Origin of the sequence: Klebsiella sp. CN_Kp091, from assembly GCF_040065095.1 — a bacterium.
Classification (GTDB): domain Bacteria; phylum Pseudomonadota; class Gammaproteobacteria; order Enterobacterales; family Enterobacteriaceae; genus Klebsiella; species Klebsiella aerogenes.
Genome location: NZ_JBEAIO010000049.1, coordinates 44,721 through 71,466, shown reverse-complemented (window position 1 = coordinate 71,466; position 26,746 = coordinate 44,721). Strand labels below are relative to the sequence as shown.

Below are 26,746 nucleotides of genomic sequence, written 5' to 3'. Positions count from 1 at the left end.
GACAAAAACATAACGCTAGGGTAACGCCTTTTTTGCTGATTCAGTAGCGAATTTCAGCCCGTTCGCGCAGTTGTTCCGGCGTCGCCACCGGGAGCTGGAAGAACTCGAGATAGGCCGGGATCATCTCGAATAGCATATCGGTACCGCGCTGAATCGGGCACCCCAGCGTCTGCGCCGCCCGCAGTAGCGGAGTGTATTCAACGCTCATCACCACCTCGCCAACCCAGGTGCGCGGCGACAGGCGCGAAACGTCCAGCGGTAGCGGGTCATCCGCTTTCATACCCAGCGGCGTGGCGTTGACCACCAGATCCTGCGCGATGGGATCGCGCTGCATCAGGACGAGCTCCAGACGTGGATAGTGCTGATGCAGCCGCTGCGCCAGCGCCTCGGCGGCGGCTTCACAGGTGTCGAACAGCGTCAAGGTACTGACCCCTGCGGCCGCCAGCGACGCGGCAATCGCCGAGCCGACGCCGCCGCAGCCGATCACCAGCGCTCTCGCCCCTTGTGGTTGAAAGCCCTTGCGCTTAATCCCCAGCACAAAACCTTCGCCGTCGAACATATCGCCGCGCAGGCTGCCATCGACTTCGCGACGGATGGCATTACAGGCGCCAGCGATTGTCGCCGTCGGGCTCAGCTGGTCTACCAGCCCGCAGGTAGCCATTTTATGCGGCATGGTGACCAGCGCGCCGACGATATTCGTCATGGAAAACAGCGCTGGCACCAGCGCCGCGTAATCCGCTGGTTTCACCCCCATCGGCACCACTTTGACATCCGCCTCACAATGTGACAGCCATGGGTTATAAATCATCGGCGCTTTAAAACTAGCGGTCGGATAACCAAGATGCGCTATCAGCCGCGTATGACCACTAATGATCATGCCTTACTCCTGTCGTTACTGCGAAAGTTCGATGCGTTTGACATCGCCAAGAATAAACAGATAGGCCACTACGCCAAGCAGCGCCGCGCCGCCGATATAGACCAGCGCGTAGAAAAAACTACCGGAAGCGGCAACGATAAAACCGATAATCAGCGGCGTGAGGATCCCCGCCAGATTGGTGCAGAAATTAAAGATGCCGGCGGTTATCCCGCCAAGCCCCTGCGGCGCGATATCGGAGATTAGCGTCCAGCCGAGGCCAACCATACCCTGACCGAAAAAGGCAAAAGACATCATCAGGATCACCGCCAGGTCGCTCGGCAGCCAGTTGGCGGAAATAATGCTGCTGGCCATCATCAGCCCGACGACGATAGGCAGCTTACGCGCCAGATTGGCCGAACCGGTGGCTTTCAATAGCTTGTCGGAGAGCCAGCCGCCAAACAGCACGCCTCCCGCCGCGGCGAGGAACGGCAGGATGGCGAAGAAGCCCACTTTCAACCATGCCATGTGGCGCTCGGTCGCCAGGTAGGTTGGAAACCAGGTCAGAAAGAAGACCAGCACGGTATTACCAGCGAATTGACCCACGCTGGCGCCAATCACCTGTCGTTTTGCCAACAGTTGGCGCACCAGCGGCCAGCTAAAAGCGATTTTTTGCCGCTGCGCGCTAGCCAGCCCGCCGCCGCGAAGAATATGTTCGCGTTCACTGTCGCTCAGGCGACTGTCCTGATGGGGTTCGCGGTAGCAACGCCACCAGACCAGCGCGAACAGGATGCCAACAACCCCGACGCTGATAAACAGCGCGCGCCAGCCGAAGCTGCCCATAATCCAGAACAGCAGCGGCGAGAAACAGGCCAGCCCGAGATATTCGCCAACGGTGTAGACCGCCGTGGCCTTCGCGCGCTCCTGCTGCGGAAACCAGGTACTCACTACCCTGCTGTTGACCGGAAAACAGGGCGCTTCACTGACGCCAAGACCGAAGCGGCACAGCAATAGCGTTTTTAAGCCAATCGCCATACCGTGAAATAAGGTGAACAGCGACCACAGCGCCAATGAGAGGAAATAGGTCACCTTATTGCCGAAACGATCGAGGAAAATACCGCCGGGAATTTGCGCCAGCGCGTAGGTCCACGCAAAGGCCGAAAAAACAATTCCCATAATGGCGGCATCAATGCCGAGCTCGGCGGTCAGTCTCGGCGCGGCGATGCCAAGCACCGTGCGGTCGAGATAGTTAATCATCGTGCCGACGGCCAGCAGCGCCAGGATCCCGATACGCCGCCGGGAGCGAGGCGCGGTGGTCGCGGTATCCGCCGCCGTCGCCTGGTTATGGCTATAAGAATTCATAGTCGTTTCCTGTCTTGAGTACAGATGAATGTTGTTATTGTGTTTGCGATGTTGTGTTGTGAACCATTTGCTACGTTTAGCTGTACTGCATGGCCGAAAGGCGGACAGCGGCATTCACCGCGCCGTACTGGGCGTAACCGTCGCGCCGTTCGGTTAATTCGAAGAAGAAGCGCCCCGCCGCGAATGGCCGGGTATAGAGATGCAGGAATTCGCCGCCGTGGGCGTCACGGTCATAGAGAATTTGCAGGCGTTGCAGCGTCTCTACCTGCGACTCTCCACCGAAGCGCGCCAGCAGATCCTCATAGTAATTCGCCGGGATCGGCAGCGCGCTCAGCGCGGCCTGCGGCAGACTTTCGAGCGTTGCGGGTAAATCGCGACAGGCGAAAGCGGCGTGCTGTAGCCCGGCGCCCTGATAACAGGCGACCGACCGCGCAATCTGCGTGGCTCGACTTTGTGAAATATTCAGCGCCAGACGGATATCGCCCTGCGGACTATGAACCGCCAGGCTGCGTACCAGGCCGTATGGATCGGGCAGCGTCTGTTCATGTTCGAGACTGAAGCCGAAAACCGTACGGAAAAAGATAATCCAGTTGTCGCGGCTGTCGGCCTCCATGCCTAACGCCAGATGGTCAATACCGCTGTAATCGTCGCGCGGCGCTGCTGCCTGTAAATGAAAATCGCGGGCGTAGATGTCGTCACCGGTTTCAACCAGGTAGATCAGGCTGCCATCCGGGGCGCAAACCGCCGGGATCGAACTCTCATTAGGCCCGGCATCCCCCTGCCAGGTGGCATAACCGTAGGCGCGGGCGCGCTCCACAACCGGCGCGCTGCGGTTTACCCGCAGCGCCATTGCGCACAACGAGATGCCGTGGCGCTGATGAAAATGGTCGGCCCAGCTGTGCGGCTGCGCGTTAACAATCACCCGCGCCTCACCATTGCACCAGAGCGCAACCTGCTTAGACCGATGCTTGCCCTGGAGCTTAAAACCCAACTGCGTCAGGCGCTGGCCAAGCGCGATAGACTCCGCCGGACTGGCGGCGAACTCAATAAATTCCAGACCGTCATAGCGCGGTAGCGCAGGTGGTGAAAATAACGCCGCATCGCAATCGGCAAGCTGCCGATGGGTCTGCTCCTCGAGCCACAGCAACGACCGGTAGCCATCTTTTGCCGTGGCGCCGTTGGGTGAGGCGCGAAAGCCGTCATTGAATATCTCCAGCGACCAGGGTCCGCGATAGCCGCAGAGGGTCAGTTCACGGGCGAAATCCACCAGCGGCAGTTGCCCCTGGCCCGGGAAGCAGCGGAAATGACGGCTCCATTCGAGAACATCCATCTTCATCAACGGCGCGTCAGCCAGCTGCAGGAAGGTGATTTTCTCAACCGGCACCTCGGCAAGTCCTTGTAGATCATCCCCGAGCGACAGAATATGGAAGCTATCAAGGACGATGCCCATCGCCGGGCTGTTCACCCGCTGCACCCGTTCCCATGCCTGACGCCAGCGGTTAACGTGGGTTCCCCACGCCAGCGCTTCGTAGCCAATGACGATCCCTTCCTGCTCGGCAAGATCGGCCAGCATGCGCAGGTCGGCGACCTGTAGTTCGATATCGCCGGAACAGTCCGGCTGGACATTGCTACAGAGCAGCATGGTATTGCAGCCTAATTCATGCATCAGAGCGAATTTCCGCTTAGCCCGCTGCAGGTTAGCGGCAAACTGCGCGCGGCTGGCGCCCTCGAAATCGCGAAAGGGCTGAAAAAGCGTGATTTTTAGCCCTAATTCAGCGGCAAGGTTGCGAATATCACGCGGCGTGCCCGTATAATAGAGCAGATCGTTTTCAAAGATTTCAACGCCCTGATAACCGGCCGCAGCAATAGCATGCAGCTTTTCGGGTAAAGTACCGGATATCGAAACGGTAGCGATGGAACGCAACATAAGAGTCCTCGGGTCATCAATCGACATGAGCACTGACTATGTATCATTTGGTTCACAGGCGCCAGATTTGGTTGCTGAATTGTGATCAATATGTGTATTTTTTGTCTCCACAGAAAAAGGAGTCGTTATGTCCCTCATTGCTCATGATGAAGCACAATCCCTGAAGGAGCGCATCTTCGCCGCCGCCATTACCGTGTTTGCCGAATATGGCCTTCCCGGCGCGCGTATGGAGCAGATCGCCATCGAGGCGCAAACCACCAAACGCATGGTGGTCTACTACTTCAAGAGCAAAGAGCAGCTGTACCAGGCGGTACTGCAACATGTCTATGCACGGATCCGTGAAACGGAGCAACAGCTGGGGTTGGAGCACCTGCCGCCGGTTGAGGCGCTGGTGCAATTGGTGAAATGGAGCGTGCGCTATCACGCCACTCACGCCGACTACATGCGGGTTATCTGCATGGAAAACATGCAGCGCGGCAAGTGGTTGAAAGGTTCAGAAGAGCTGAAGCCGCTTAACCGTACCGCGCTGTCGATTATCGAAGATATTCTGCAACGCGGCCAGCAACAGGGGATTTTCCAGGCTGGTCTGCAAGCGCGCGACGTGCATAGGCTGATCAGTAGTTTTAGCTTCTATCAGGTATCGAATTTTTATACTTTCAGCAGCCTGTATCTCGACGATCCGCTGCCAGAAATCGACGACGAAGAGATGGTCTCGCACCACTGCGAAATCGCGGTAAAAGCGGTGATTAGGTTCGTAATCTCTTAAGCGCGGCTTATGTTGGGGCGCGACGTTTAGTGCCCCGATAACGCGTGAATCACCCTTTCCATCGCCTCGCGGGTCAGCGCTGAACGTTCAATTTTGTTATTTGCCAGCGCGGTGCGTACGACACCGGCGATAACAATATGTTTTGGCTGTTGGCCAAGATCGCGCATTTCCAATACCACCTTACCCACTACGCGGCACATTTCCTGATAGAGCTCGTCGTCTTTCGCTTTATTTCCCATTATTAAGACTCGTAAATTATCATTATCAATCAATTCATTATTGATACGATTTTATAATAAAGCAAACTGCGCTATTTTTTTCCACTCAATGAAGCGTTTTACTGCCTTTAATAGGTTTGTAAATATGATAAAACACCGTTTAATCTGATCCGCAGCGGCAAAAGTGTGTTGCAGCTTCGCGAGCGAATCGTGTGAATTTTGTTACATTAATCACACTAAAAATGAAACGCCGTTTTTATTTTCCTTTTTCGTTTCGGCAGCGTATAATGCGCCTCGATTCTTTCTTGAATGGTTTCAGCGCATTGGACTGCACAAAAAAACGTACAAAACATTGCCACTTTTCATGGGCTGAACCGCCAGCACACATTCTTCTGCACGCTCTTTTGTTGTCACCTATCCTTAGAGCGTGGCATTGCAACTTTCGTAACACAGGTTTGACTCCGCGGCAGTGCGCCCTCGGAGCGAGATTTCCATATCCTTCACAACTTAAAGACTAAGACTGTCATGAAAAAGACCAAAATTGTTTGCACCATCGGTCCGAAAACCGAATCCGAAGAGATGTTGACCAAAATGCTGGACGCGGGCATGAACGTCATGCGTCTGAACTTCTCTCACGGCGACTATGCGGAACACGGTCAGCGCATCCAGAACCTGCGCAATGTGATGAACAAAACCGGTAAGAAAGCCGCAATCCTGCTGGACACCAAAGGGCCGGAAATCCGCACCATCAAGCTGGAAGGCGGTAACGACGTCTCCCTGAAAGCGGGCCAGACCTTTACCTTCACCACTGACAAGTCCGTGGTCGGCAACAATGAAATCGTTGCGGTGACCTACGAAGGCTTCACCACCGACCTGAGCGTCGGCAACACCGTGCTGGTCGACGATGGTCTGATCGGCATGGAAGTGACCGCGATCGAAGGTAACAAAGTTATCTGTAAAGTGCTGAACAACGGCGACCTCGGCGAGAACAAAGGCGTTAACCTGCCGGGCGTCTCTATCGCTCTGCCGGCGCTGGCTGAAAAAGACAAGCAGGACCTGATCTTCGGTTGTGAGCAAGGCGTTGATTTCGTAGCCGCTTCCTTTATCCGTAAGCGTTCTGACGTGGTTGAAATCCGCGAGCACCTGAAGGCGCACGGCGGCGAAAACATCCAGATCATCTCTAAAATCGAAAACCAGGAAGGCCTGAACAACTTCGACGAAATCCTCGAAGCATCCGACGGCATCATGGTTGCTCGTGGTGATATGGGTGTTGAAATCCCGGTTGAAGAAGTTATCTTCGCGCAGAAGATGATCATCGAAAAATGTATCCGCGCGCGCAAAGTCGTTATCACCGCGACCCAGATGCTGGATTCCATGATCAAAAACCCACGTCCGACCCGCGCTGAAGCAGGCGACGTCGCTAACGCCATCCTCGACGGCACCGATGCCGTTATGCTGTCCGGCGAATCCGCGAAAGGTAAATACCCGCTGGAAGCCGTTACCATTATGGCGACCATCTGCGAGCGTACCGACCGCGTGATGACCAGCCGTCTGGATTACAACAACGACAACCGTAAACTGCGCATCACCGAAGCGGTTTGCCGCGGCGCAGTTGAAACCGCTGAGAAACTTGAAGCGCCGCTGATTGTCGTCGCCACCCAAGGCGGTAAATCCGCACGCGCCGTGCGTAAATACTTCCCGGACGCCACTATCCTTGCGTTGACCACCAACGAAACCACCGCTCGTCAGTTAGTCCTGAGCAAAGGCGTGGTACCGCAGCTGGTGAAAGAGATCGCCTCTACTGATGATTTCTACCACCTGGGTAAAGAGCTGGCGCTGCAGAGCGGCCTGGCGCGTAAAGGCGACGTGGTTGTGATGGTTTCTGGCGCGCTGGTTCCAAGCGGCACCACCAACACAGCCTCCGTGCACGTGCTGTAATAATTTACAGGTTATTTTATCTTTTTTTAAAGCGCTCCTCTGGGGCGCTTTTTTTTATTCATTCCCTAGCTGTTCTTAATAAAAATGCAAATCGGATTTTACTATTTAATAAGAGATTATCTAAGATGAATCCGATGGAAGCCTTCTGTTTTCACAGCGCTTTTTAAACCAAATCGACGAATTCGATGCTTCTTTGAGCGAACGATCAAAAATAAGTGCATTCGGATAAAAAAAATATTCTCATCCCAAAAAAGTTTGTGTAATACTTGTAACGCTACATGGAGATTAACTCAATCTAGAGGGTATTAATAATGAATCGTACTAAACTGGTACTGGGCGCGGTAATCCTGGGTTCTACTCTGCTGGCTGGTTGCTCCAGCAATGCTAAAATCGATCAGCTGTCTTCTGACGTTCAGACTCTGAACGCTAAAGTTGACCAGCTGAGCAACGACGTGAACGCAATGCGTTCTGACGTTCAGGCTGCTAAAGACGACGCAGCTCGCGCTAACCAGCGTCTGGACAACCAGGCTCACTCTTACCGTAAGTAAGAGTTCTGGTAATAAAAATGGCGCACATTGTGCGCCATTTTTTTTGCCTGTTGTTTTACCCTACTGCGTCAGTTTAGTGTCATTCTGCTGGCTATTCTGCGCTGACAGCTCGGTCGTAGCGCTGCCCGCCCCTTCAGAAACCACCACCGGATATCCCGCTCTTCGCGACAGCGCTTTTTTCAGCTGCAGGTCATCCACCGCTTTATCGTCAGAAAAGGCCTGAAACGCGGCAGGAAGCGTGTAAGAGATTGTCCGGGTATTTTCCCCTTCAGTTTGCGAAAGCGGCCTGTGGACCTCTACATAGCGTTTACCATCGGGTTCTACCGCAAACTTCACCGGCTGATTGATAATCCGTACCGGCGTGCCCGCGCGGACCTGGCTGAACAGCGCCTTAATGTCGTCAGCGTTCATTCGCATACAGCCGGAACTCACCCGTAGCCCGACGCTATCAGGCGCGTTGGTACCGTGGATCAGATACTCGCCGTTACCGTAGGCCAGTCGCAGCGCGTAGCGGCCTAATGGGTTATTGGGCCCGGCGGGGATCACCGGCGGCAGCTTAATACCCTTCTCCAGCGAGCGCGCGCGAATACCGGCAGTCGGCGTCCAGGTCGGGTTAGGGATTTTCTGCCCGACGCGGGTGGTCATCTCCGGCGTTTCCAGCCCTAACTGGCCAATGCCGAGCGGATAAACCTGCACCTGATTTTGCCCCGGCGGGAAATAGTACAGCCGGAGCTCGGCCAGGTTGACGACAATGCCTTCACGCGGGACATCCGGCAGCAGCATCTGCGATGGGATTAAGACCCGTGTGCCCGGCTTCGGCTGCACCGGCGCAATCGTATCGTTGGCTTCAAGAATCAGCATCGCCGCCGTGTCGAAGTGGCGGGCGATAGCCTGCAGGTTGCGATCCCCTTCCTGTACCGTCCAGTATTGGTTTTGGCCAATCAAACGGCTGTTGGCAGGGGGAAGTGGATAATCGACAGCCCAGGCGCCGTGCTGCGCGCTCAGAGCTGCGAGAAGGGTCATCGTGATGAGAGACGCGCGTTTCATACTGAGATTCCTTCTTTCGCTGATAAAACGCCAGGATCTGCGCGGCGACGAAAGCGTTCGCCTTCGTCGCACGTAACAGAATGAAATCTACCTATTTATTCTAGCTAAGATTTGCGGCTTTCGCGCGAATTGCGCGGATCATCGCTTCAAGGCCCTGCGAGCGGGAGGGGGTAAGATGCTGGGTCAACGCCATTTTTTCAAACCACGGGCGCACATCGAATTCGCTAATATCCTGCGCGGTCATGCGGTCGTAAAGGATAAATACCACCGCAATCAGCCCTTTGACGATCGCCGCATCGCTATCGCCGCGTAGGGTAATCACGCCGGATGGCTCCTGCTCCATCACAATCCACACCTGGCTTTGGCAGCCCTGAATAATGTTCTGCACGATGTGTTCTTCCGCGTTGAGCGGCGCCAGGCGCTGGCCGAGTTCAATGATGTAGAGATACTTCTCTTCCCAGTTAGCGCAGCGAGAAAAGTTGCGCAGCAATTTGTCTTTGTCTGGTAATGCCGCCATATTCGCGTCCTTTAACCCAGTAATTTGTGGATCCGCTGCAGCCCGGCCACAAGCCGATCCACCTCTTCCATCGTATTGTACATCGCCAGCGACGCCCGGCACATCGCCGGCACCTGATAAAACGCCATCAGCGGCATCGCGCAGTGGTGACCGGTGCGCACCGCTATGCCGTAGTTATCAAGAAAACTGCCGACATCGTAGGCATGATGTTTCCCGAGATTAAAAGCGATGACGCCCAACCGATGTTGCGGGCCGTAAAGCGTCAAATCCGGCACCTTTTTCAGCTCCTGCAGGGCATAACGCATTAATGTCTGCTCATATTCGCCAATCTGCTCAAGCCCAATCTGGCTAACATAGTCCAGCGCGGCGCCGAGGCCGATAATTCCCCCGGTATTCGGCGTACCGGCTTCAAAGCGCCACGGCGCCTTCGCCCAGGTGGTGCCCTCCTTCAGGCTGACGGTAGCAATCATCGACCCGCCCCCTTCCCACGGCGGCATCTCCTGCAGCAACGCTTCTTTGGCATATAGCACGCCAATACCGGTCGGCCCGTACAGCTTATGCGCCGAGAAGACGTAAAAATCACAATCCAGCGCCTGCACATCCACCGGGTGATGCATCACCGCCTGCGCGCCATCCACCAGCACCTTCGCGCCATGCTGATGCGCCAGCGGGATCAGCGCCAATAGCGGGTTTTCCGTCCCCAGCACGTTCGACACCTGGGTTATCGCCAGCAGCCGGGTGCGGTCGTCAAACAGGCCAGGGATAACATCGAGCTGTAGGGTTCCGTCCTGGTTGAGCGGGATCACTCGTAGCTCGGCGCCGACGCGGGCGCAGAGCATCTGCCACGGCACGATATTGGCGTGATGTTCCATTTCGCTGACGATGATATTATCGCCGGCCCCGACGTTAGCCCCGCCCCAGCTATTGGCTACCAGGTTGATGCCTTCGGTGGTACCCCGTACGAATACCAGCTCTTCCGGCGAACGGGCATTAAGAAAAACGGCCGCCTGCTGGCGTACCTGCTCCATCCGCGCCGTCGCTTCGGCGCTCAGCGTGTGGATACCACGATGGACGGCAGCGTAACCGTGGCGGTAAAACTCGGCTTCTGCGTTAATCACCGCTTCCGGTTTCTGCGCGCTGGCGGCGCTATCGAGATAGACCAGCGGCTGACCATTAACCTCACGGCTCAGCACCGGGAAATCGGCGCGCAGGCGTTCCACTGAAAATGTCATGCATCTCCTCCCGGCAGGCGCTTGCCAATACGCGCCAGCACCTGTTGTTTCAGCGCATCATCGCTAATGGCTTCAGTAAGCTCGGCGGCGAAGGCGTAAAGGATCATCTGCTGCGCCGCCTGTTGATCGATACCACGCGAGCGCAGATAGAACAGCTGTTCGTCATCAATACGTCCGACGGTGGCGCCGTGGCTACATTTGACGTCGTCGGCGTAAATTTCCAGCTGCGGTTTGGTATCGACTTCCGCCAGCCTTCCCAACAACAGATTGTTATTGGTCATCTGACCATCGGTTTTCAGCGCGTGTTTAGCGACGTTAATCAGGCCATTAAACACCGCCCGCCCCTTATCGCTGACGATGGTTTTGTGGAGTTGACGGCTGTTGCAGTAGCCAACGCGATGATCGAGCCAGGTACGGCTGTCGCAGACCTCATTTTTCACCGGCATCGCCAGCGAGTTAATGCGCAGATTGCTGTTTTCACCAGCCAGACGGGTGCTGGTATGGTGTCGTAACACCGCGCCGCCCAGCAGGAAGCTGCTGCTGAAGGCCGACGCATCGCGGCCAAGCAGCAGATCGTTATGGGCGAAGTGATAGCTTTGCCCATTTTCAAATGCCAGCTTGATATGCTGCAGATGGGCATTGTCGGCGACAGACATGGTCAGGCGTCCGCCGGTGAAATGCCGCTGCTCATCAAGGCTAGTATAGTGTTCGATGATGGTCGCCTGCGCCCCGCTCTCCAACGCCAGATGATGGCGATAGTGAGCGGTATTAAGCTCGTCGCCTGCCAGTCCGCTGGTAATATGCATCAGCAGCAGCGGTTTCTCCGGACGCTGATTGCGCTTTACGCCGATGCGGGTCACCGTCTGCGCCAGGCTTTCCGTGAGATGAAGAAACACTTCCGGCTGTACCGCATCCGGCAAATGCTGGCGCTGGTTATCAACGCTAACGTCAAAACCGCTAGCGGCGAGATCGTCGCTGAGCGCCGGGCTGAAGCGGCCGTCGATAAACACCATCCGCCAGGCATCGAGATTAAGCGCCAGCGCGTCGCGCTGCGCCACGCTGAGCGTCGCCGGACTCGCAACAAATGTGCCGCTTAGCAGCGTATCCAGCGGGGTGTATTTCCAGTTTTCATGTTTGCGCGTCGGCAACCCCAGACGCAACAGCTGTTGCAGATGCTGATTGGCCTGCGGCGTGCGTTCTTCGCCGTGAGCTTCAAACAGATGATGCCACTGCTGCAGCGCGTTACTGCTGTTCGCTAAGCCAGCCATAGCCCTGCTCCTCCAGTTGTTTAACCAGAGTGAAATCGCCCGACTTGACGATTCGCCCCTGATACAGCACGTGGACATAATCCGGTTTGATGTAATCAAGGATACGCTGATAGTGGGTGACGATAATAAAGGCGCGTTTACCGTCACGCAGCGAGTTAACCCCCTCCGAAACAATCTTCAGGGCATCAATATCCAGTCCGGAATCCGATTCATCCAGAATACACAGCTCAGGCTCAAGCACCGCCATTTGCAGAATATCGTTGCGTTTTTTCTCGCCGCCGGAGAAACCGACGTTCACCGAACGGGTCAGCAGATCTTCCGGCATCTTCAGCAGTTTGATCTTCTCTTCCATTAAATCCTGGAAATCGAAACGATCCAGCGCCTCCAGGCCGCGATAGCCGCGTACGGCGTTGAGCGCGGTTTGCAGGAAAAACTGATTACTGACGCCTGGGATTTCCACCGGATACTGGAAAGCCATAAAAATGCCCTCCCCGGCGCGATCCTCCGGGGCGAGTTCGAGCAGGTCTTTTCCCTTAAACTCGACGCTGCCGCCGGTGACTTCGTAATCCTCCCGTCCGGCGAGCGTCGCCGAGAGCGTACTTTTCCCTGAGCCGTTAGGGCCCATGATCGCGTGGACTTCACCGGGGCGTACCTCAAGGTTCAGCCCGCGCAGGATCTCTTTGTCTTCAACGGCGACTTGCAAATCTTTAATACTTAACATCTTTTTTCCTTAATTATCAGCCGACGCTATGTTCAAGGCTAATAGCCAGCAATTTTTGCGCTTCGACGGCGAACTCCAGCGGCAATTCTGAGAACACGTCCTTACAGAATCCATTGACGATCATCGAGATCGCGTCATCTTCACTAATACCCCGCTGCAGGCAGTAGAACAGCTGGTCTTCACCAATCCGCGAGGTGGTGGCTTCGTGTTCCAGCTGGGCGCTGTTATTGCGGCATTCGACGTACGGGAAGGTATGCGCCCCGCAGTCCGGGCCGATCAGCATCGAATCGCACTGGGTGAAGTTCCGGGCGTTCGTCGCGGTCGGCATAATTTTGACCAGCCCGCGATAGCTATTCTGGCTGTGGCCGGCGGAGATCCCTTTCGAGATAATGGTCGAACGGGTGTTCTTGCCGATATGAATCATTTTGGTCCCGGTATCCGCCTGCTGATGGCCGCTTGTCAGCGCCACCGAGAAGAATTCGCCGATCGAGTTATCGCCGCGCAGAATACAGCTCGGGTATTTCCAGGTAATGGCTGAGCCGGTTTCCGATTGGGTCCACGACATCTTGCTGTTTTCGCCTTCGCACAGCGCGCGCTTGGTGACGAAATTAAGGATACCGCCGGTATTGTTGTCGCCGGGGAACCAGTTCTGCACGGTGGAGTACTTCACTTCCGCATCTTTATGAATGATGACTTCAACCACCGCCGCATGCAGCTGATAGCTGTCGCGTACCGGCGCCGAGCAGCCTTCAATATAGCTCACGTAGCTACCCTCGTCGGCGACCAGAATCGTACGTTCAAACTGGCCGGTTTTCTCGGCGTTGATGCGGAAATAGGTCGACAGCTCCATCGGACAGCGCACACCTTTCGGCACGTAGATAAAGGTGCCATCGGAAGCGACCGCGGCGTTCAGCGCAGCGAAGAAGTTGTCGTTGCCCGGCACTACGGTACCGAGATACTTTTTCACCAGTTCCGGATGATCGTGAATCGCTTCGCCAAAGGAGCAGAAGATGATCCCCTGCTCCGCTAGCTTCTCGCGATAGGTGGTTGCCACCGATACCGAGTCGAAAATAGCGTCCACCGCGACTTCTTTGCCTTCGCGTACCGGTACCCCGAGCAGGTTAAAGGCTTCCTCGACTTCATTTGTCAGGAAGGTGTTTGCCCCGGTCTGTTGCACCGCGCCGGGCTCCGAGGCGCAGGTCTCGTCGCAGTTGCCGCAGGATGGCGCCGAGTAGTAGCTGTAATCCTGATAATTAAGCTTATCGTAATGCGCTTTCAGCCAGTGCGGTTCTTCCATCTCCTGCCACGCCCTAAAGGCGTTGAGACGAAATTCGAGCATCCACTCCGGTTCATTACGACGAGCGGAGATCGCGCGCACCACCTCTTCGTTGATGCCTTTGGCCAGCTCATCGGTTTGTAGCTGGGTAAAAAAGCCTTCTTTATAGTTGAGCGGGCCGCCGGTCCAGCTTTTGACATCGTCAGTTGCTTCAGTATTTCGAGACATAGTTACTCCGCCTGCACCCCGAAGCTTTCGCCACAGCCGCATTCGTGCTGCGCTTTCGGGTTATGAAATTTGAATATTTCATTTAAACCTTCGCGAACATAATCCAGTTCGGTACCGTCAATGAACGGCATCGCCTGCAGCGGCGCAAACAGCTTCGCGCCGTCGTGCTCAAACAGCAGGTCGTCGTCCGCCGGTTCGGCAATCATTTCCAGCACGTAGCCAAAACCGGCGCAACCGCTGGTTTTGATTCCCAGACGCAGCCCCTGCTTATCCGGCTGTTTATGCATCAGTTCGCGGATATGGGCCGCCGCAGCGGGGGTCATCGTGAGCCCCTGCCAGTTGAAATCGTCGGGATTAAAGGTGTTTGTTTGTAGTTCCATCGCTCTACCTCATCGATTGCCGCTATCGGGCCATACCCTCATGTTAGTGATAATGATTATCACTTCAACCCTGCCATAGCAGGGGTATTCGTCCATTTCGCCCATTCCTGGGCTTTTCTATAAGCATAGACCCTGGCAGAGGGGTTATCAGGCAGCATTTTCTTCATCTAACTCAATGATAAATAATAAATTATCAGGGAAAAGATTTAGGCAAAGCGGCAATGAAAAAAGATGTATCGAAAATACCTATTTATTAGATAGGCAAATGACCCGTCTATGTGGTAGCAACAGGCAGCTTCCTTGCCAGCGCCAGGATTAGCATCGCTTGCGCCATCAGGATGTCATCAAAGTGAAAAATAATAGTAATTAGCTATAGAAAATAGCGCTTCTGCCGCTGGATTTCGGAATTATATGCCACCTCAATTAACAACCATCATTCAGTTATACTTTTTGTTATCTGAAGTGTGTTTTTCACTAGGATTTTTCCTGGTGTAGATGTAGATTCTTCCTCATAACAATAAAATTACCGATCTTCATTCCTGAGGATATCTCAAATGGAAAATTTATTTTTCGTTATTATTGTGATAATTCTTTTGCTACTTGCTATTGCTGTTTTCATTTCCTATATAAAGGATCAGAAAAAACAAAAAGACACTTTCAAAAAAAAATATTGATACTCTAGATAATATTTCTTCATTTGTATCAAATTGTCACCCTGCATAAAAAACAGTTATGCCCCATGACAGGGGCATGTTGACATAAAAAGGGATGCACTATTCGCTTAACTTGCTCACTTCGCTTTTGATGGTTCTCCATAAAAATATTTATTCAACAGAGGATACTTGCCCCGCTGACTGATTGAGATCCATATAAGCATAAGCACAAAAAATAATGCCATTACATAGTACGCAACACCTGAATCATTCATTATTTCTCCAGCGATAAAAATACCACCAACGTGCCAAAGATAAACTGGTAACGAGGTCTGACCGAGACTAACCAAAAATCGGTTTACAAGGAAGTATTTATGCTGACAAAGTGCGATAACAAAAAAGATCAAGAACACATTGAAAATATACCAATTTACCGCCCCCATGCTTGGTGAAAAAGCAACCATCCTGTTAATAAACACCATCAGCAGACATATTATTACTGATATATACCATTTAACAGTTACATTAATGCTTCCAATAATATAGCCTAGTAAGAAGAAAGAGTAATAGTTATAAAACCTCTTATCTCCAAGGTATTTAACCGATGGGAATAAATTATCAACTAAGTTATCGGCCCCGTGCCAAAGAATTGATATTATTGACGATAAAGCAAAAATGATATAAATAGCTATGATATTACCCTTGATGATTCTAGTATACGCAATAAATATTAACACAGCAGGTATATACCATAAATGATAATAAGGGTGAAGTATTAGCCATATTACATCTTTTAATTCCAGGTTCTCTATACCAATAGAAAACAGACAGTGGCACAAAGTATAAACTATAAAAGCCACTACGTATGGTAATATCATCCTGAACTTATAGCGATTTAATAACTCTGACCATTTAACCTCAAGAGCTTTAGTTTTAATAAAATAACCTGTAACTGCCAAAAATAGAGGCATGTGAAAATAATAAATGAGTCCTCTGACTCCTTCGCTATCACTACCGGGTAGAATATGCCCAATAATCACAAGGATAATCAGCACCCCTTTTACGCTATCAAATGATAAATCTCTTTCCCTAACCACGATAAATGCCACCTTAAGATAACTGAAATTAAAATAAGCAAAACAGTTATTCATATGGCATTTTGTTTTTTATGTCGTTAAGTAAATTCCTAATTGAGAGCTTATTTATATCGTAAGAATTCATTGAACATTAAAAACCTCAATAACCCCTCATTATATACCGATATAAATGTAGTGGTTAATAAGTGTTGTTTATTTTTCCATTCCAATTAGGCCAAAAGGACCGAATTTCAGCACATATCTATCTCTAAGGCATAGATTCCCATGACGTTAAGATTTAATATTAAAGATCGGCGCCATTTCGGGCCAAACATGCCACATACTTTTTCCCCGATTGACGTACGATTTCTTGCGCATTAACCAGAATCTCCCGTCCTTCAAACGCGCCGTAGATTTGGCTAAACTTCAGCTCGTCGAGACGTCGAATGATATCACTCACGGTAGCAGCCGGCAGCGGCAGCATATTGGGGTAGCTCCACATGAAAGAAACGGCGTTAGCTCCGGGCGCCACCTGAACTATATCGCCGGATAATAACAGACCGTCATCCTGTGCCCAGTGAAGCACGCTGCCGCCGGCGAAGTGCCCGCCCAGACGAATCAAGCTGACGCCAGCGGTCAGTTGTAGAGTTTCGCCCTCCCATAAGCTGATCCACGGGCTATCACGCATGATCCACTGCCGGTCATCCCCATGCAGATAGATTGGCGCCTTGAATTCCGCCGCCCAATCCTGCATACAGCTGTAATAATGCGGATGCGAGATGGCGATAGCCTTCAGCCCACCTAGCGCGGAAACCAGCGTTTTGGTCGCCTCATCGAGGTTGGCGATACAGTCCCACAGAATATTGCCCTGCGGCGTACGCAGCAGAAATGCGCGCTGATCAATGGCAAAACTGGGGATGGTGCGAATGCTAAAAAGCCCACTGCTATGCTGCTGCCATTTATTGTTATGCGATGCGGTGAGCTTATTTAACGCAATCCACTGCTGCCCGCCCACAGGAACAAATTGACGCTCGTCTTCACATATCGGGCAATGTTGCGCAGGGCCTCCGCTAAATTCATAGGAGGTACCACAAGCTTTGCACAGCGTAATCGTCATATCTTCCCCTCTATCCCAGCATCTGATAACAAGCATGGCACATGCTTATTTTAAGCATATGTCAGATAGTGCGAGATGCAACGACCTACCGGGTTTGGTAGCGTTCTGTATTTTTTATCGTTTGTCATAACGGGCATAATCGACCGTCAGCAGTATATGAATGATGGACGGGAAAAAGAGTGCGTAAATTTTCAGCATTACTATTAATAGGGTTACTTACCGGCTGCTCGGTTAACGCGCCGCAAAGCGCGCAATACAATGCCGAATACTCCCAGCGCCAGGATATACGCAAGCGGAACGTATACCGATTTAAGATAAAACCGCTGCAATCCAGCGGTGGAAAATATTGGGGGGCGGATAATTTAACGCAGGTTTTTTACGTCAGTGACAAAAATGCCGCAAGCATTGAATTACGCTTCAATTACCCCACCGCAACGCTACAAGCCTCATCGTTAGACGGGCAAGGGAAAGTAGTAAGCACTCAAACGTTCATCTTGTTAGCCGAATCCGCGACGCCGCCATCGGGTTCGGACACGAAGTACTTATACCTGACGAAAAGTGGCGAGTTACTGAGTAAATGGAAAAACTGTACGCCGGATATGAGCGTAGGCTGTAGCTGGGGTGGACATCAAATATTTATCACCCACAGCGCCGACCTGGCAGTGCAGTATGCAACCGGTGGCGCAGGTTTAGCTTTTCTGCTGATTCCATTTTACGCATCCGAAGCCCGACTACAGGTTTTCGCCAAAGTGCCAATCGGTGCTGCTGACGAGTAATAGAACGTTCACGTTTTGTGATGTGATCGGTTAATTCTTAAAAGCAGGGTTGGTTAAGACAGCGTTTACTCATGTACAATCCCTCTCCTTTGTGAATACTTACCGGTGCAAGGCCGGGCTATCGTTTTCGTGAGCGAGTGTCGTACAGGATGATTGATATCAGTATTATGTCGATGTGCATGGTTGTGCTATTGGTGATGAGCGTGTTGCTGGAATAAGCGCGGCCCCTACTGTTTTTGTCAGCTTATTTTCCCCCTGAATTGGACATAAAATTACCTCACTGCTTCTCCAGCCGGGAAGCGGTCAGGCTGCGCCTTACCATCCGGCAAAACGGTGTTTACGCCCTTTGTCAGGAGGCAGCCGAAAAAATTTGCCAAAATGGGTTCGCCCGCGGGTATCCTGCGGGCTTTTTTTGTGTCGCAGGCATAAAAAAACCGCCGTGGTTCACGGCGGCTTACTTTCTCAGAGTCAATGTACGCCTGGCGTATTAACTCCTCACTTTACGGTAGATAAACAGCACAACAAGTGCGCCAATTACCGCCACGACAAAGCTACCGAAGTTAAAACCGTCAACTTTGCCAAAGCCGAATAAGGTACTGATCCAGCCACCAACTACCGCACCGATAATACCGAGGATCACGGTGACAATAAATCCACCGCCGTCTTTGCCCGGCATAATCCACTTAGCCAAAATACCAGCGATCAAACCAAAAATGATCCAGGAAATGATACCCATGGTTAACTCCGTCCTCTTTGTTACCGTGAATGTAATTCGTAATTAAAATAGTAGCATAATTACAACGAATGATTTAACAAATATATATTTATTGGATGATTGCTTGCCGTAGCGTTAGCCATGGTCTACAGATTATTCAGTGCTCATCAACGCCGAAGGAGTGAGAAATGGGATATTACGTACTGAAAAAGTCTGATAAGAACGTCTCGCAGCCGTGGTATTTTCTGCTGAAGGCCGATAACCACGAGACCATCGCCACCAGCGAGATGTACTCATCGAAAGATGCGGCGAAAAAGGGTATCGCCTCGGTGCAGAAAAACGGCGCCAGCGATGTCATCAAGGACGACACGCAATAAACAATCAGGGGATGCTAATGCATCCCCTGAAATACTGTTACACCACCGCGGTGGTCAGCCGTGATGAGCAGCACAAACGCCCCTGCTCATCGGAGATATCGATTTGCCACACCTGATGGCGCGACCCCACATGCAGCGCGGTACAAACCCCACGCACCCGCCCACTGCGCACTGAACGAATATGGTTGGCATTCACTTCCAGGCCGACCACTTTCTGTTCCCCTTCGGTACACAAATAGCCCGCAACCGAACCCAGCGTTTCCGCAAGAACCACCGATGCGCCACCGTGGAGCAGGCCAAATGGCTGATGCGTACGGTGATCAACCGGCATTGTTGCTTCAATGGCGTTATCGTTGATGGCCACAAACTGAATATCCAGCAGACCCACCATGTTCCCCTCGCCCATCGCGTTAAGCTGCGCTAGCGAAGCCTGACGTTTCCAAATCATCCCACAATCTCCAGCAGTGCCTGCAGCGGGTGGCGAACCCCGCTACCTTCGATACGCTTCACCTGGCTTCGGCAGGAATAGCCGGTGGCCAGACAGCGATGACGCGGTAAACGCGCCATCGCCTGCTGCCAGGAAAGCGCGTAAATCGCCAGCGAGTTGGCATGGTTTTTCACTTCGTGCCCGTAGGTACCCGCCATGCCGCAGCAACCCGTACTGATATACTCCATTTTCGCCCCAAAACGGGCAAAGATCTCTGCCCACTGTTTGGGCGCGGCCGGTAGCGCCGTCACTTCCGTACAGTGACCAAACAGATACCAGGGTTCGCCGCTGTTGTCCTGGCCGGCCGATGGCGCTATCGCCTGGGTCAGCCATTCATGCACCAACATCACGCGAAAATCGCCGCGTTTCTCGCCCAGCGTCTGGTTATATTCATCGCGATAGCAAAGCACCAGCGCCGGGTCGACGCCAACCATTGGTATATCCAGCCGCGCTACGCGGTTGAGAAAATCAGCAGTTTTCTGCGCGGTACGCGCAAAGCGCGTCAGGAACCCTTTGATATGCTGCGCTTTACCGTTCGGTGAGAACGGCAACAGCACCGGCTGATAGCCGACTTTTTCAATCAGGCGGACAAAGTCAGCTACCACCTGCGCTTCGTAGTAGCTGGTAAACGGATCCTGTACCACCAGCACCCTCTTCGCACGCTGGTCGACGCTCATCGCTTCCAGATCCTCAAGCGTGGTATTGGCGGAGCGGTGGCCTGCCAACTGCTGCTTGAGCGACGGTACGGAGAGCAGCGGCAGATCGACCATGCCGATATGTTTTTCCGACAGCTTGCGCATCCACGGCTGATTGATAAAGAAGTTGAATGTTTTCGGCGCCTGGGCCATCAGCGGCGCGTAGGACTCGACCGTCGCCACCAGATGATCGCGTACCGGTCGTAGGTAGCGGCTGTGATATAGCTGCAGGAAGCGGGAACGGAATTCCGGCACGTCGATCTTAATCGGACACTGGGTTGAACAGGCCTTACAGGCCAGGCAGCCGGACATCGCCTCTTTCACTTCATGCGAGAAATCATATTCGCCTTTACGCGCATGCCAGCTATTGCGAGTACGCTCGATCAGGGCGCGCAGGCTCACGCCTTTTTCCGGAAGCTCTTGCTCCAGCTTGTTCGGATCGATACCACGGTCAGCCAGCAGGCGTAACCATTCACGCACCAGCGTCGCGCGGCCTTTCGGCGAATGGATGCGCTGGTTGCTGACCTTCATTGACGGACACATCGGGCTTTTTACATCGAAGTTAAAGCACAGACCGTTACCATTACACTCCATCGCGCCGCGCCAGGCGCTACGCACGGCAATGGGAATTTGGCGATCGTAGGTGCCGCGTTTCACCGCATCGACTTTCATCATCGGCGCATCGACGCCTTCCGGTGGGCAAATTTTCCCCGGATTCAATCGGTTATCCGGATCAAATGCCGCTTTCACTTTACGCAGTTCGCTATATAACTCCTCGCCAAAAAAGGCCGGACTGTACTCGGCGCGGAACCCTTTACCGTGTTCGCCCCACAGCAGGCCGCCATATTTGGCCGTCAACGCCACCACCTCATCGGAGATCTGCTTCATCAGCACCTCCTGCTGCGGGTCGCACATGTCCAACGCCGGACGAACGTGCAGCACACCGGCATCGACGTGTCCAAACATGCCGTAGCTCAGGCCATGTCCGTCGAGTAAAGCGCGAAACTCGGTGATGTAATCCGCCAGATGCTCAGGCGGCACGCAGGTATCTTCAGCAAAAGGAATCGGTTTAGCGGCGCCTTTGGCGTTGCCCAGCAGACCAACCGCCTTTTTACGCATGGCATAGATGCGCTCGACGCCATCCAGTTCATGACAGACCTGCCAGCCAATCACTCCTGCGGCGCCCTGCGACATGAGCTCATCAAGACGCTGACACAGGGTGGAAACCTGACCGTCTATTAATTCAGCATCATCACCGGCAAACTCAACGATATTGAGCCCCAGCATCTCTTTATCCGGCACATCGGCGATCAATTCGCTTACCGAGTGCCAGACGATATCTTCTCGCGCCAGATTAAGCACCTTCGAGTCGACGGTCTCCACCGACAGCGCCTTCGCTTCAACCATGAAAGGCGCGTTACGTAGCGCCGAATCAAAGGAGTCATACTTGACGTTAACCAAGCGGCGCACCTTCGGCAGACGCGTAATATCGAGCCGCGCTTCGGTGATAAATGCCAGCGTGCCTTCGGAGCCGGTCAGAATGCGCGTCAGGTCGAACTCGCTCATCTCATCATTGAACACATGACGCAAATCGTAGCCGGTCAGGAAGCGGTTCAGTTTCGGGAATTTATCAAGGATCAGCTGACGCTGCGCTTTGCAGCGCTGATAGACGGTACGGTAGATGCGGCCAATCGCTGACTGCTCGCGCCCCAGCGTTTCCGCCAGCGCGGCGGGAATGGGTAAGGTATCAAGGATATCGCCGCCCATGAGCACCGATCGCACACCAAGCACATGATCGGAGGTTTTACCGTAGACCAATGACCCCTGTCCGGAGGCATCGGTATTGATCATTCCGCCGAGCGTCGCGCGGTTACTGGTCGACAGCTCTGGGGCGAAGAAATAGCCGTAGGGCTTAAGAAACTGGTTAAGCTGGTCTTTGATTACCCCGGCTTCGACCCGTACCCAACCCTCTTCAGGATTGATTTCGATAATACGGTTCATATAGCGCGACATATCGACGATAATCCCCGCGTTCAGCGCTTGACCATTGGTGCCGGTACCACCGCCGCGTGGGGTAAAAATCAGCGATTTAAAGCGTGGCTCCGCCGCCAGCCGCGCCAGTAAAGCGACGTCTGCGGTGGAACGGGGAAACAGAATGGCGTCCGGCAACAGCTGATAGACGCTGTTATCTGTCGCCATGGTGAGCCGGTCGGCATAGCTGGTGGCGGTATCGCCGGTGAAACCTTGTTGCTCCAGTACTTGCAAAAAATTCAGCACCAGCTGAACGACGCCCGGCGCTTGAGAAATCTGTGGGATCATGACGCTTGACCCTGCCTGAATATGTTGTGTTTAGAAGATGTAATAATGCGCAAATTAAACGTTTGCGTGGCGCACTCAACTTTTTATCACATTTTTTTCATATCCGCCCACGAGATTTACGGGCAAAATCAGGCGCGCGAAATTATTGATATTATTATCTGTACATGGAATTACGCTGCGTCAGCATTGAGACGCGACTGGAAAGGTAAATTTTCTCTATGATTAACCAACATCAGCCCCGGGACATACCGCAAATTCTGCTGTCGGTGCTGTTTTTGTCCCTGATAATTATTTCCTGCCTGTGGGTTGTGCAACCATTTATTCTCTCTTTTGCCTGGGCCGGTACCGTGGTCATCGCCACCTGGCCGGTGCTGCTGCGTCTGCAAAAGCTGCTGTTTGGCAAGCGCTCGCTGGCGGTGCTGGTGATGACGCTACTGCTGTTTTTACTATTCGTCATTCCCATTGCCTTACTGGTGAATAGCCTGGTCGATAATAGCGCCCCGCTGATTAAAATCGTCAGTACCGGCCAGGTAACGCTGCCGGATTTCGCCTGGCTGAACTCGATTCCGCTGATCGGCGATAAACTCTATTCCGCCTGGCATAGCCTGCTGGAGATGGGCGGCGCGGCGATTATGGCCAAGGTCCGCCCTTATATCGGCGCCACCACCACCTGGTTTGTCGGCCAGGCGGCGCATATTGGTAAACTGCTGGTTTACTGCGGACTGATGCTATTGTTCAGCGCCCTGCTTTACTGGCGCGGCGAGCGGGTCGCCTATGGTTTCCGCTACTTCGCGACCCGTCTGGCCTCAAAGCGTGGCGATGCTGCGGTGGTCCTAGCCGGACAGGCGGTACGCGCCGTGGCGCTGGGCGTGGTTGTCACCGCGCTGGCGCAGGCGGTTCTTGGCGGTATCGGGCTGGCGATAAGCGGCGTACCTTACGCCGCGCTGTTGACCGTGGTGATGATTTTCACCTGTCTGGTACAGCTGGGGCCGCTTATCGTGCTGGTGCCGTCGATTATCTGGCTGTACTGGACCGGCGATACGACCTGGGGCACGGTGCTGCTGGTATGGAGCTGCGTGGTGGGTACGATGGATAACGTGATTCGCCCGGTGCTGATTCGCATGGGAGCCGACCTGCCGATGATTCTGATCCTCTCCGGCGTTATCGGCGGCCTGATCGCCTTCGGCATGATTGGCCTGTTTATCGGTCCGGTGCTGCTGGCCGTCTCCTGGCGCCTTTACGACGCCTGGGTGCAAGAAGTACCGCCGCCGCCGCTGGACCCGGATCTGGTTCTGGCGGAGCTCGCCGAACTTAATGCCAGCCATAACAAAAGCGAAAAGTAACAGAAAGGCGGGGAAACCCGCCTTAAACTTAAGCTAAATTTATCAATCCCCCGCCACTTCCGGCATATTCATGTTCCAGCTCGATATTTACCTCTCATATTCTTCACACTGATTTAACTATTGAGAAGAATCCGATCGACGTCAACAGCCCTGATGCCTACTATTAGCCCACGGTTATAGATCAAGATATTGATTTATAAGCATGGAAATCCCCTGAGTGAAACAACGAATTGCTGTGTGTAGTCTTTGCCCATCTCCCACGATGGGCTTTTTTTTACGTCAAAATCAAAAAACGCAACGTTGCTGAAGGCAAAAAAAATCCCCGGCATTTCTGCCAGGGATTGGGCTATCCGCGTTGAACTTATTTATTCAGTTCAGCCAGACCTAACCAGGTTTGCACCACGGTATCCGGGTTCAGGGACAGGCTATCGATCCCCTCTTCCATCAGCCAGGCGGCAAAGTCTTCGTGGTCGGACGGCCCCTGGCCGCAGATGCCCACGTATTTGCCCTGTTTTTTCGCCGCGCGGATGGCCATCGACAGCAGCGCTTTCACCGCGTCGTTGCGTTCATCAAACAGCTCAGACACAACGCCGGAGTCGCGATCGAGACCCAGCGCCAGCTGCGTCATGTCGTTCGAACCGATCGAGAAGCCATCGAAATACTCGAGGAACTGCTCCGCCAGCAGCGCGTTCGACGGGATTTCGCACATCATAATGATCTTCAGCCCGTTCTCGCCGCGCTTGAGCCCCTGACGTTCCAGCTCTTCAACCACCGCTTTCGCCTGCGCGACGGTACGTACGAACGGCACCATCACTTCCACGTTGGTCAGGCCCATGTCGTTACGCACGCGTTTCATCGCTTCACACTCCAGCGCGAAGCAATCGCGGAAGCTTTCTGAAACGTAGCGTCCGGCGCCGCGGAAGCCAAGCATCGGGTTCTCTTCTTCCGGCTCGTAACGCTCGCCGCCCACCAGGTTGGCGTATTCGTTAGATTTAAAGTCGGACAAACGCACGATGACGCGTTTCGGGTAGAAGGCGGCGCCAAGGGTAGCGATCCCTTCGGTCAGGCGGCCAACGTAGAACTCTCTCGGCGAATCGTAGCCTTTCATCAGCTCGCGGATTTCGTTCTGCAGGCCCGGCTCCTGGTCGTCAAATTCCAGCAGCGCGCGCGGGTGAACGCCAATCATGCGGTTAATGATAAATTCCAGCCGCGCCAGCCCCACGCCTTCATTCGGCAGGCAGGCGAAGTCAAAGGCGCGATCCGGGTTGCCGACGTTCATCATCACCTTCAGCGGCAGGTTCGGCATCTCGCCGACGCTGGAGCTCTTCACGCTGAAGTCCAGTAGCTCTGCGTAGACGTAGCCGGTGTCGCCTTCGGCGCAGGAGACGGTGACGTTCTGGTTTTCCTGGATGCGATCGGTTGCATCGCCGCAGCCGACCACCGCCGGGATCCCCAGCTCGCGGGCGATAATCGCCGCGTGGCAGGTACGTCCGCCGCGGTTGGTGACGATCGCCGAGGCTTTCTTCATGATCGGTTCCCAATCCGGGTCGGTCATGTCGGTGACCAGCACGTCGCCGGGCTCAATGCGGTTCATCTCACTGATATCGTGAATAACCTTAACCGGGCCGGCGCCGATGCGGTGGCCGATAGCTCGCCCTTCGGCGATGATCTGCCCCTGGGCATGGAGGGTATAACGCTCCATCACCTGACCGCGCGAACGTACCGTTTCCGGACGCGCCTGGACGATAAACAGCTTACCGGTGTGGCCATCTTTCGCCCACTCGATATCCATCGGGCGACCATAGTGCTTCTCGATCTGCACCGCCTGCTTCGCCAGCTCTTCCACTTCCTCGTTGGTTAACGAGAAAACATCGCGCTGCGCCTGCGGCACATCTTCGATGCGCACCTGCTTGCCGTGTTCCTGAGTCGGCGCGTAAACCATGCGGATTTTTTTCGACCCCATGGTACGGCGCACGATAGCCGGGCGATTAGCCGCCAGGGTCGGTTTATGGACGTAAAATTCGTCGGGGTTCACCGCGCCCTGCACCACCATCTCTCCAAGCCCCCACGCCGAGGTGATAAACACCACCTGGTCGAAACCGGACTCGGTATCGATGGAGAACATCACGCCGGAGGAGGCCAGATCGGAGCGCACCATCCTCTGCACCCCGGCGGATAGCGCCACGCCGCGGTGATCGTAACCCTGATGCACGCGATAGGAGATCGCGCGATCGTTAAACAGTGAAGCAAAGACGTGCTTCACGGCAACGAGCACGGCGTCAAAGCCCTGCACGTTGAGGAATGTCTCTTGCTGGCCGGCGAAGGAAGCATCCGGCATATCTTCCGCCGTCGCCGAAGAGCGAACGGCGAACGAGGCCTCGGCGTCATCGGCGGACAGCAGGTCATAAGCTTCGCGAATCGCGTTTTCCAGTTCGCTCTGGAAGGGGGTGTCGATGATCCATTGACGGATCTGCGCGCCCGCTTTCGCTAATGCGGAAACGTCGTCAATGTCGGTTTCATCCAGCAGTGCATAAATGCGCTGGTTAACGCCGCTTTGGTCCAGGAACTGATCGAAAGCATCAGCGGTGGTGGCGAACCCGTTTGGTACGGAGACACCCATACCGGACAGGTTAGTAATCATTTCACCAAGGGAGGCATTTTTGCCCCCAACTCTGTCTACATCATTCATGCCGAGTTGGTTATACCAAAGCACCAGCGGTGACGAGCCATTGTTGGACATCGAGACAATCCTTTTGTGATTTAATACAAATTATAGAAAACACACGATCGACTACGGTATTCATCCTGACATATTTATGCCGCTGAAAAAAACGGTGAATCGTTCAAGCAAATTAATTTTCTGTTTTTAGGATTGTTTTCCGGAATTCCCTAACTATATGATTAAAA

The 26,746-nt window shown here is 53.6% G+C and carries 25 protein-coding genes and 1 other RNA gene; 8 read left to right on the top strand and 18 right to left on the bottom strand.

Features of this window, described 5'->3' with window-relative positions; genetic code table 11:
• Window positions 1-40: 40 nt before the first annotated feature.
• From ABLV17_RS20900 to ABLV17_RS20890, 3 genes are all read right to left on the bottom strand, one after another.
• A complete protein-coding gene (locus ABLV17_RS20900; RefSeq protein WP_348854584.1) occupies window positions 41-877 on the bottom strand; it encodes a ThiF family adenylyltransferase in 837 nt (278 codons plus the stop codon).
• 15 nt (window positions 878-892) lie between these two features.
• The gene (locus ABLV17_RS20895; protein ID WP_348854582.1) at window positions 893-2,215 is read right to left on the bottom strand and encodes an MFS transporter; all 1,323 of its coding nucleotides are present in this window, start codon (window positions 2,213-2,215) and stop codon (window positions 893-895) included.
• A gap of 76 nt (window positions 2,216-2,291) precedes the next feature.
• A complete protein-coding gene (locus ABLV17_RS20890) occupies window positions 2,292-4,142 on the bottom strand; it encodes a TIM barrel protein (protein WP_348854579.1) in 1,851 nt (616 codons plus the stop codon).
• A gap of 127 nt (window positions 4,143-4,269) precedes the next feature.
• On the opposite strand from ABLV17_RS20890, the gene ABLV17_RS20885 reads away from it, so the two are divergent.
• Window positions 4,270-4,908 (top strand): TetR family transcriptional regulator, encoded by a 639-nt coding sequence (locus ABLV17_RS20885; protein WP_087857909.1) that lies wholly within the window; start codon window positions 4,270-4,272, stop codon window positions 4,906-4,908.
• A gap of 26 nt (window positions 4,909-4,934) precedes the next feature.
• Here ABLV17_RS20885 and fumD read toward each other — a convergent pair whose 3' ends face one another.
• Window positions 4,935-5,147: a fumarate hydratase FumD gene (gene fumD, locus ABLV17_RS20880; RefSeq protein ID WP_087857910.1), complete on the bottom strand. Its 213-nt coding sequence runs from the start codon at window positions 5,145-5,147 to the stop codon at window positions 4,935-4,937.
• Between the two features lie 235 nt (window positions 5,148-5,382).
• Window positions 5,383-5,514, bottom strand: coding sequence for a hypothetical protein (locus ABLV17_RS20875; RefSeq protein WP_161799851.1), 132 nt, complete (start codon window positions 5,512-5,514; stop codon window positions 5,383-5,385).
• A gap of 137 nt (window positions 5,515-5,651) precedes the next feature.
• On the opposite strand from ABLV17_RS20875, the gene pykF reads away from it, so the two are divergent.
• Entirely contained in the window at window positions 5,652-7,064 is a 1,413-nt protein-coding gene (gene pykF, locus ABLV17_RS20870) for a pyruvate kinase PykF (RefSeq protein ID WP_015705134.1), read from the top strand.
• A gap of 311 nt (window positions 7,065-7,375) precedes the next feature.
• Complete coding sequence (locus ABLV17_RS20865) at window positions 7,376-7,612, top strand: major outer membrane lipoprotein (protein WP_002908860.1); 237 nt, start codon at window positions 7,376-7,378, stop codon at window positions 7,610-7,612.
• 60 nt (window positions 7,613-7,672) lie between these two features.
• Here ABLV17_RS20865 and ABLV17_RS20860 read toward each other — a convergent pair whose 3' ends face one another.
• From ABLV17_RS20860 to sufA, 7 genes are all read right to left on the bottom strand, one after another.
• Window positions 7,673-8,659 (bottom strand): L,D-transpeptidase family protein, encoded by a 987-nt coding sequence (locus ABLV17_RS20860; protein ID WP_087857911.1) that lies wholly within the window; start codon window positions 8,657-8,659, stop codon window positions 7,673-7,675.
• A 100-nt stretch (window positions 8,660-8,759) separates the two neighbouring features.
• Window positions 8,760-9,176, bottom strand: a complete 417-nt coding sequence (gene sufE / locus ABLV17_RS20855) for a cysteine desulfuration protein SufE (protein ID WP_348854578.1) — start codon at window positions 9,174-9,176, stop codon at window positions 8,760-8,762.
• An 11-nt stretch (window positions 9,177-9,187) separates the two neighbouring features.
• Complete coding sequence (gene sufS, locus ABLV17_RS20850; protein WP_348854577.1) at window positions 9,188-10,408, bottom strand: cysteine desulfurase SufS; 1,221 nt, start codon at window positions 10,406-10,408, stop codon at window positions 9,188-9,190.
• A complete protein-coding gene (gene sufD / locus ABLV17_RS20845; protein WP_348854576.1) occupies window positions 10,405-11,676 on the bottom strand; it encodes a Fe-S cluster assembly protein SufD in 1,272 nt (423 codons plus the stop codon). The genes sufS and sufD overlap by 4 nt, the downstream gene beginning before the upstream one ends.
• Window positions 11,651-12,397: a Fe-S cluster assembly ATPase SufC gene (sufC, locus tag ABLV17_RS20840; RefSeq protein ID WP_047050190.1), complete on the bottom strand. Its 747-nt coding sequence runs from the start codon at window positions 12,395-12,397 to the stop codon at window positions 11,651-11,653. The genes sufD and sufC overlap by 26 nt, the downstream gene beginning before the upstream one ends.
• Window positions 12,398-12,413: 16 nt before the next feature.
• Window positions 12,414-13,901, bottom strand: coding sequence for a Fe-S cluster assembly protein SufB (gene sufB / locus ABLV17_RS20835; protein ID WP_271031878.1), 1,488 nt, complete (start codon window positions 13,899-13,901; stop codon window positions 12,414-12,416).
• A gap of 2 nt (window positions 13,902-13,903) precedes the next feature.
• Window positions 13,904-14,281, bottom strand: coding sequence for a Fe-S cluster assembly scaffold SufA (sufA, locus tag ABLV17_RS20830; RefSeq protein WP_348854575.1), 378 nt, complete (start codon window positions 14,279-14,281; stop codon window positions 13,904-13,906).
• A gap of 554 nt (window positions 14,282-14,835) precedes the next feature.
• Between sufA and ABLV17_RS20825 the strand changes: the two genes are divergently transcribed.
• Window positions 14,836-14,955: a small membrane protein gene (locus ABLV17_RS20825; RefSeq protein WP_143115447.1), complete on the top strand. Its 120-nt coding sequence runs from the start codon at window positions 14,836-14,838 to the stop codon at window positions 14,953-14,955.
• Window positions 14,956-15,071: 116 nt separating this feature from the next.
• Here ABLV17_RS20825 and ABLV17_RS20820 read toward each other — a convergent pair whose 3' ends face one another.
• Both ABLV17_RS20820 and ABLV17_RS20815 read right to left on the bottom strand, forming a co-directional pair.
• Entirely contained in the window at window positions 15,072-16,085 is a 1,014-nt protein-coding gene (locus tag ABLV17_RS20820; RefSeq protein WP_308958606.1) for an acyltransferase family protein, read from the bottom strand.
• A 229-nt stretch (window positions 16,086-16,314) separates the two neighbouring features.
• Window positions 16,315-17,127 carry an MBL fold metallo-hydrolase gene (locus ABLV17_RS20815; RefSeq protein WP_308958605.1) on the bottom strand — a complete coding sequence of 271 codons (813 nt, stop codon included), beginning with the start codon at window positions 17,125-17,127 and terminating at the stop codon, window positions 16,315-16,317.
• Between the two features lie 179 nt (window positions 17,128-17,306).
• On the opposite strand from ABLV17_RS20815, the gene ABLV17_RS20810 reads away from it, so the two are divergent.
• Window positions 17,307-17,903, top strand: coding sequence for a hypothetical protein (locus ABLV17_RS20810; protein ID WP_308958604.1), 597 nt, complete (start codon window positions 17,307-17,309; stop codon window positions 17,901-17,903).
• A 487-nt stretch (window positions 17,904-18,390) separates the two neighbouring features.
• On the opposite strand, the gene ABLV17_RS20805 is transcribed toward ABLV17_RS20810, so the two are convergent.
• Window positions 18,391-18,639: a GlsB/YeaQ/YmgE family stress response membrane protein gene (locus ABLV17_RS20805; RefSeq protein ID WP_087857921.1), complete on the bottom strand. Its 249-nt coding sequence runs from the start codon at window positions 18,637-18,639 to the stop codon at window positions 18,391-18,393.
• Between the two features lie 167 nt (window positions 18,640-18,806).
• Here ABLV17_RS20805 and ABLV17_RS20800 point away from each other — a divergent pair, with 167 nt between their 5' ends.
• Window positions 18,807-18,995: a YegP family protein gene (locus ABLV17_RS20800; RefSeq protein WP_087857922.1), complete on the top strand. Its 189-nt coding sequence runs from the start codon at window positions 18,807-18,809 to the stop codon at window positions 18,993-18,995.
• A gap of 37 nt (window positions 18,996-19,032) precedes the next feature.
• On the opposite strand, the gene menI is transcribed toward ABLV17_RS20800, so the two are convergent.
• Together menI and ABLV17_RS20790 are read right to left on the bottom strand one after the other, a co-directional pair.
• Window positions 19,033-19,443: a 1,4-dihydroxy-2-naphthoyl-CoA hydrolase gene (menI, locus tag ABLV17_RS20795; RefSeq protein WP_308958603.1), complete on the bottom strand. Its 411-nt coding sequence runs from the start codon at window positions 19,441-19,443 to the stop codon at window positions 19,033-19,035.
• The gene (locus ABLV17_RS20790; RefSeq protein WP_308958602.1) at window positions 19,440-22,496 is read right to left on the bottom strand and encodes an FAD-binding and (Fe-S)-binding domain-containing protein; all 3,057 of its coding nucleotides are present in this window, start codon (window positions 22,494-22,496) and stop codon (window positions 19,440-19,442) included. Before ABLV17_RS20790 ends, menI begins: the two co-directional genes overlap by 4 nt.
• 218 nt (window positions 22,497-22,714) lie before the next feature.
• Here ABLV17_RS20790 and ydiK point away from each other — a divergent pair, with 218 nt between their 5' ends.
• Both ydiK and rprA read left to right on the top strand, forming a co-directional pair.
• Complete coding sequence (ydiK, locus tag ABLV17_RS20785; RefSeq protein ID WP_015367025.1) at window positions 22,715-23,839, top strand: AI-2E family transporter YdiK; 1,125 nt, start codon at window positions 22,715-22,717, stop codon at window positions 23,837-23,839.
• 170 nt (window positions 23,840-24,009) lie between these two features.
• Window positions 24,010-24,117: antisense sRNA RprA (rprA, locus tag ABLV17_RS20780), an RNA gene on the top strand.
• Window positions 24,118-24,200: 83 nt separating this feature from the next.
• Here the strand turns inward: rprA and ppsA are convergent.
• On the bottom strand, window positions 24,201-26,579 hold the full coding sequence (gene ppsA / locus ABLV17_RS20775; RefSeq protein ID WP_015367026.1) for a phosphoenolpyruvate synthase: 2,379 nt from the start codon (window positions 26,577-26,579) through the stop codon (window positions 24,201-24,203).
• Window positions 26,580-26,746 lie beyond the last annotated feature (167 nt).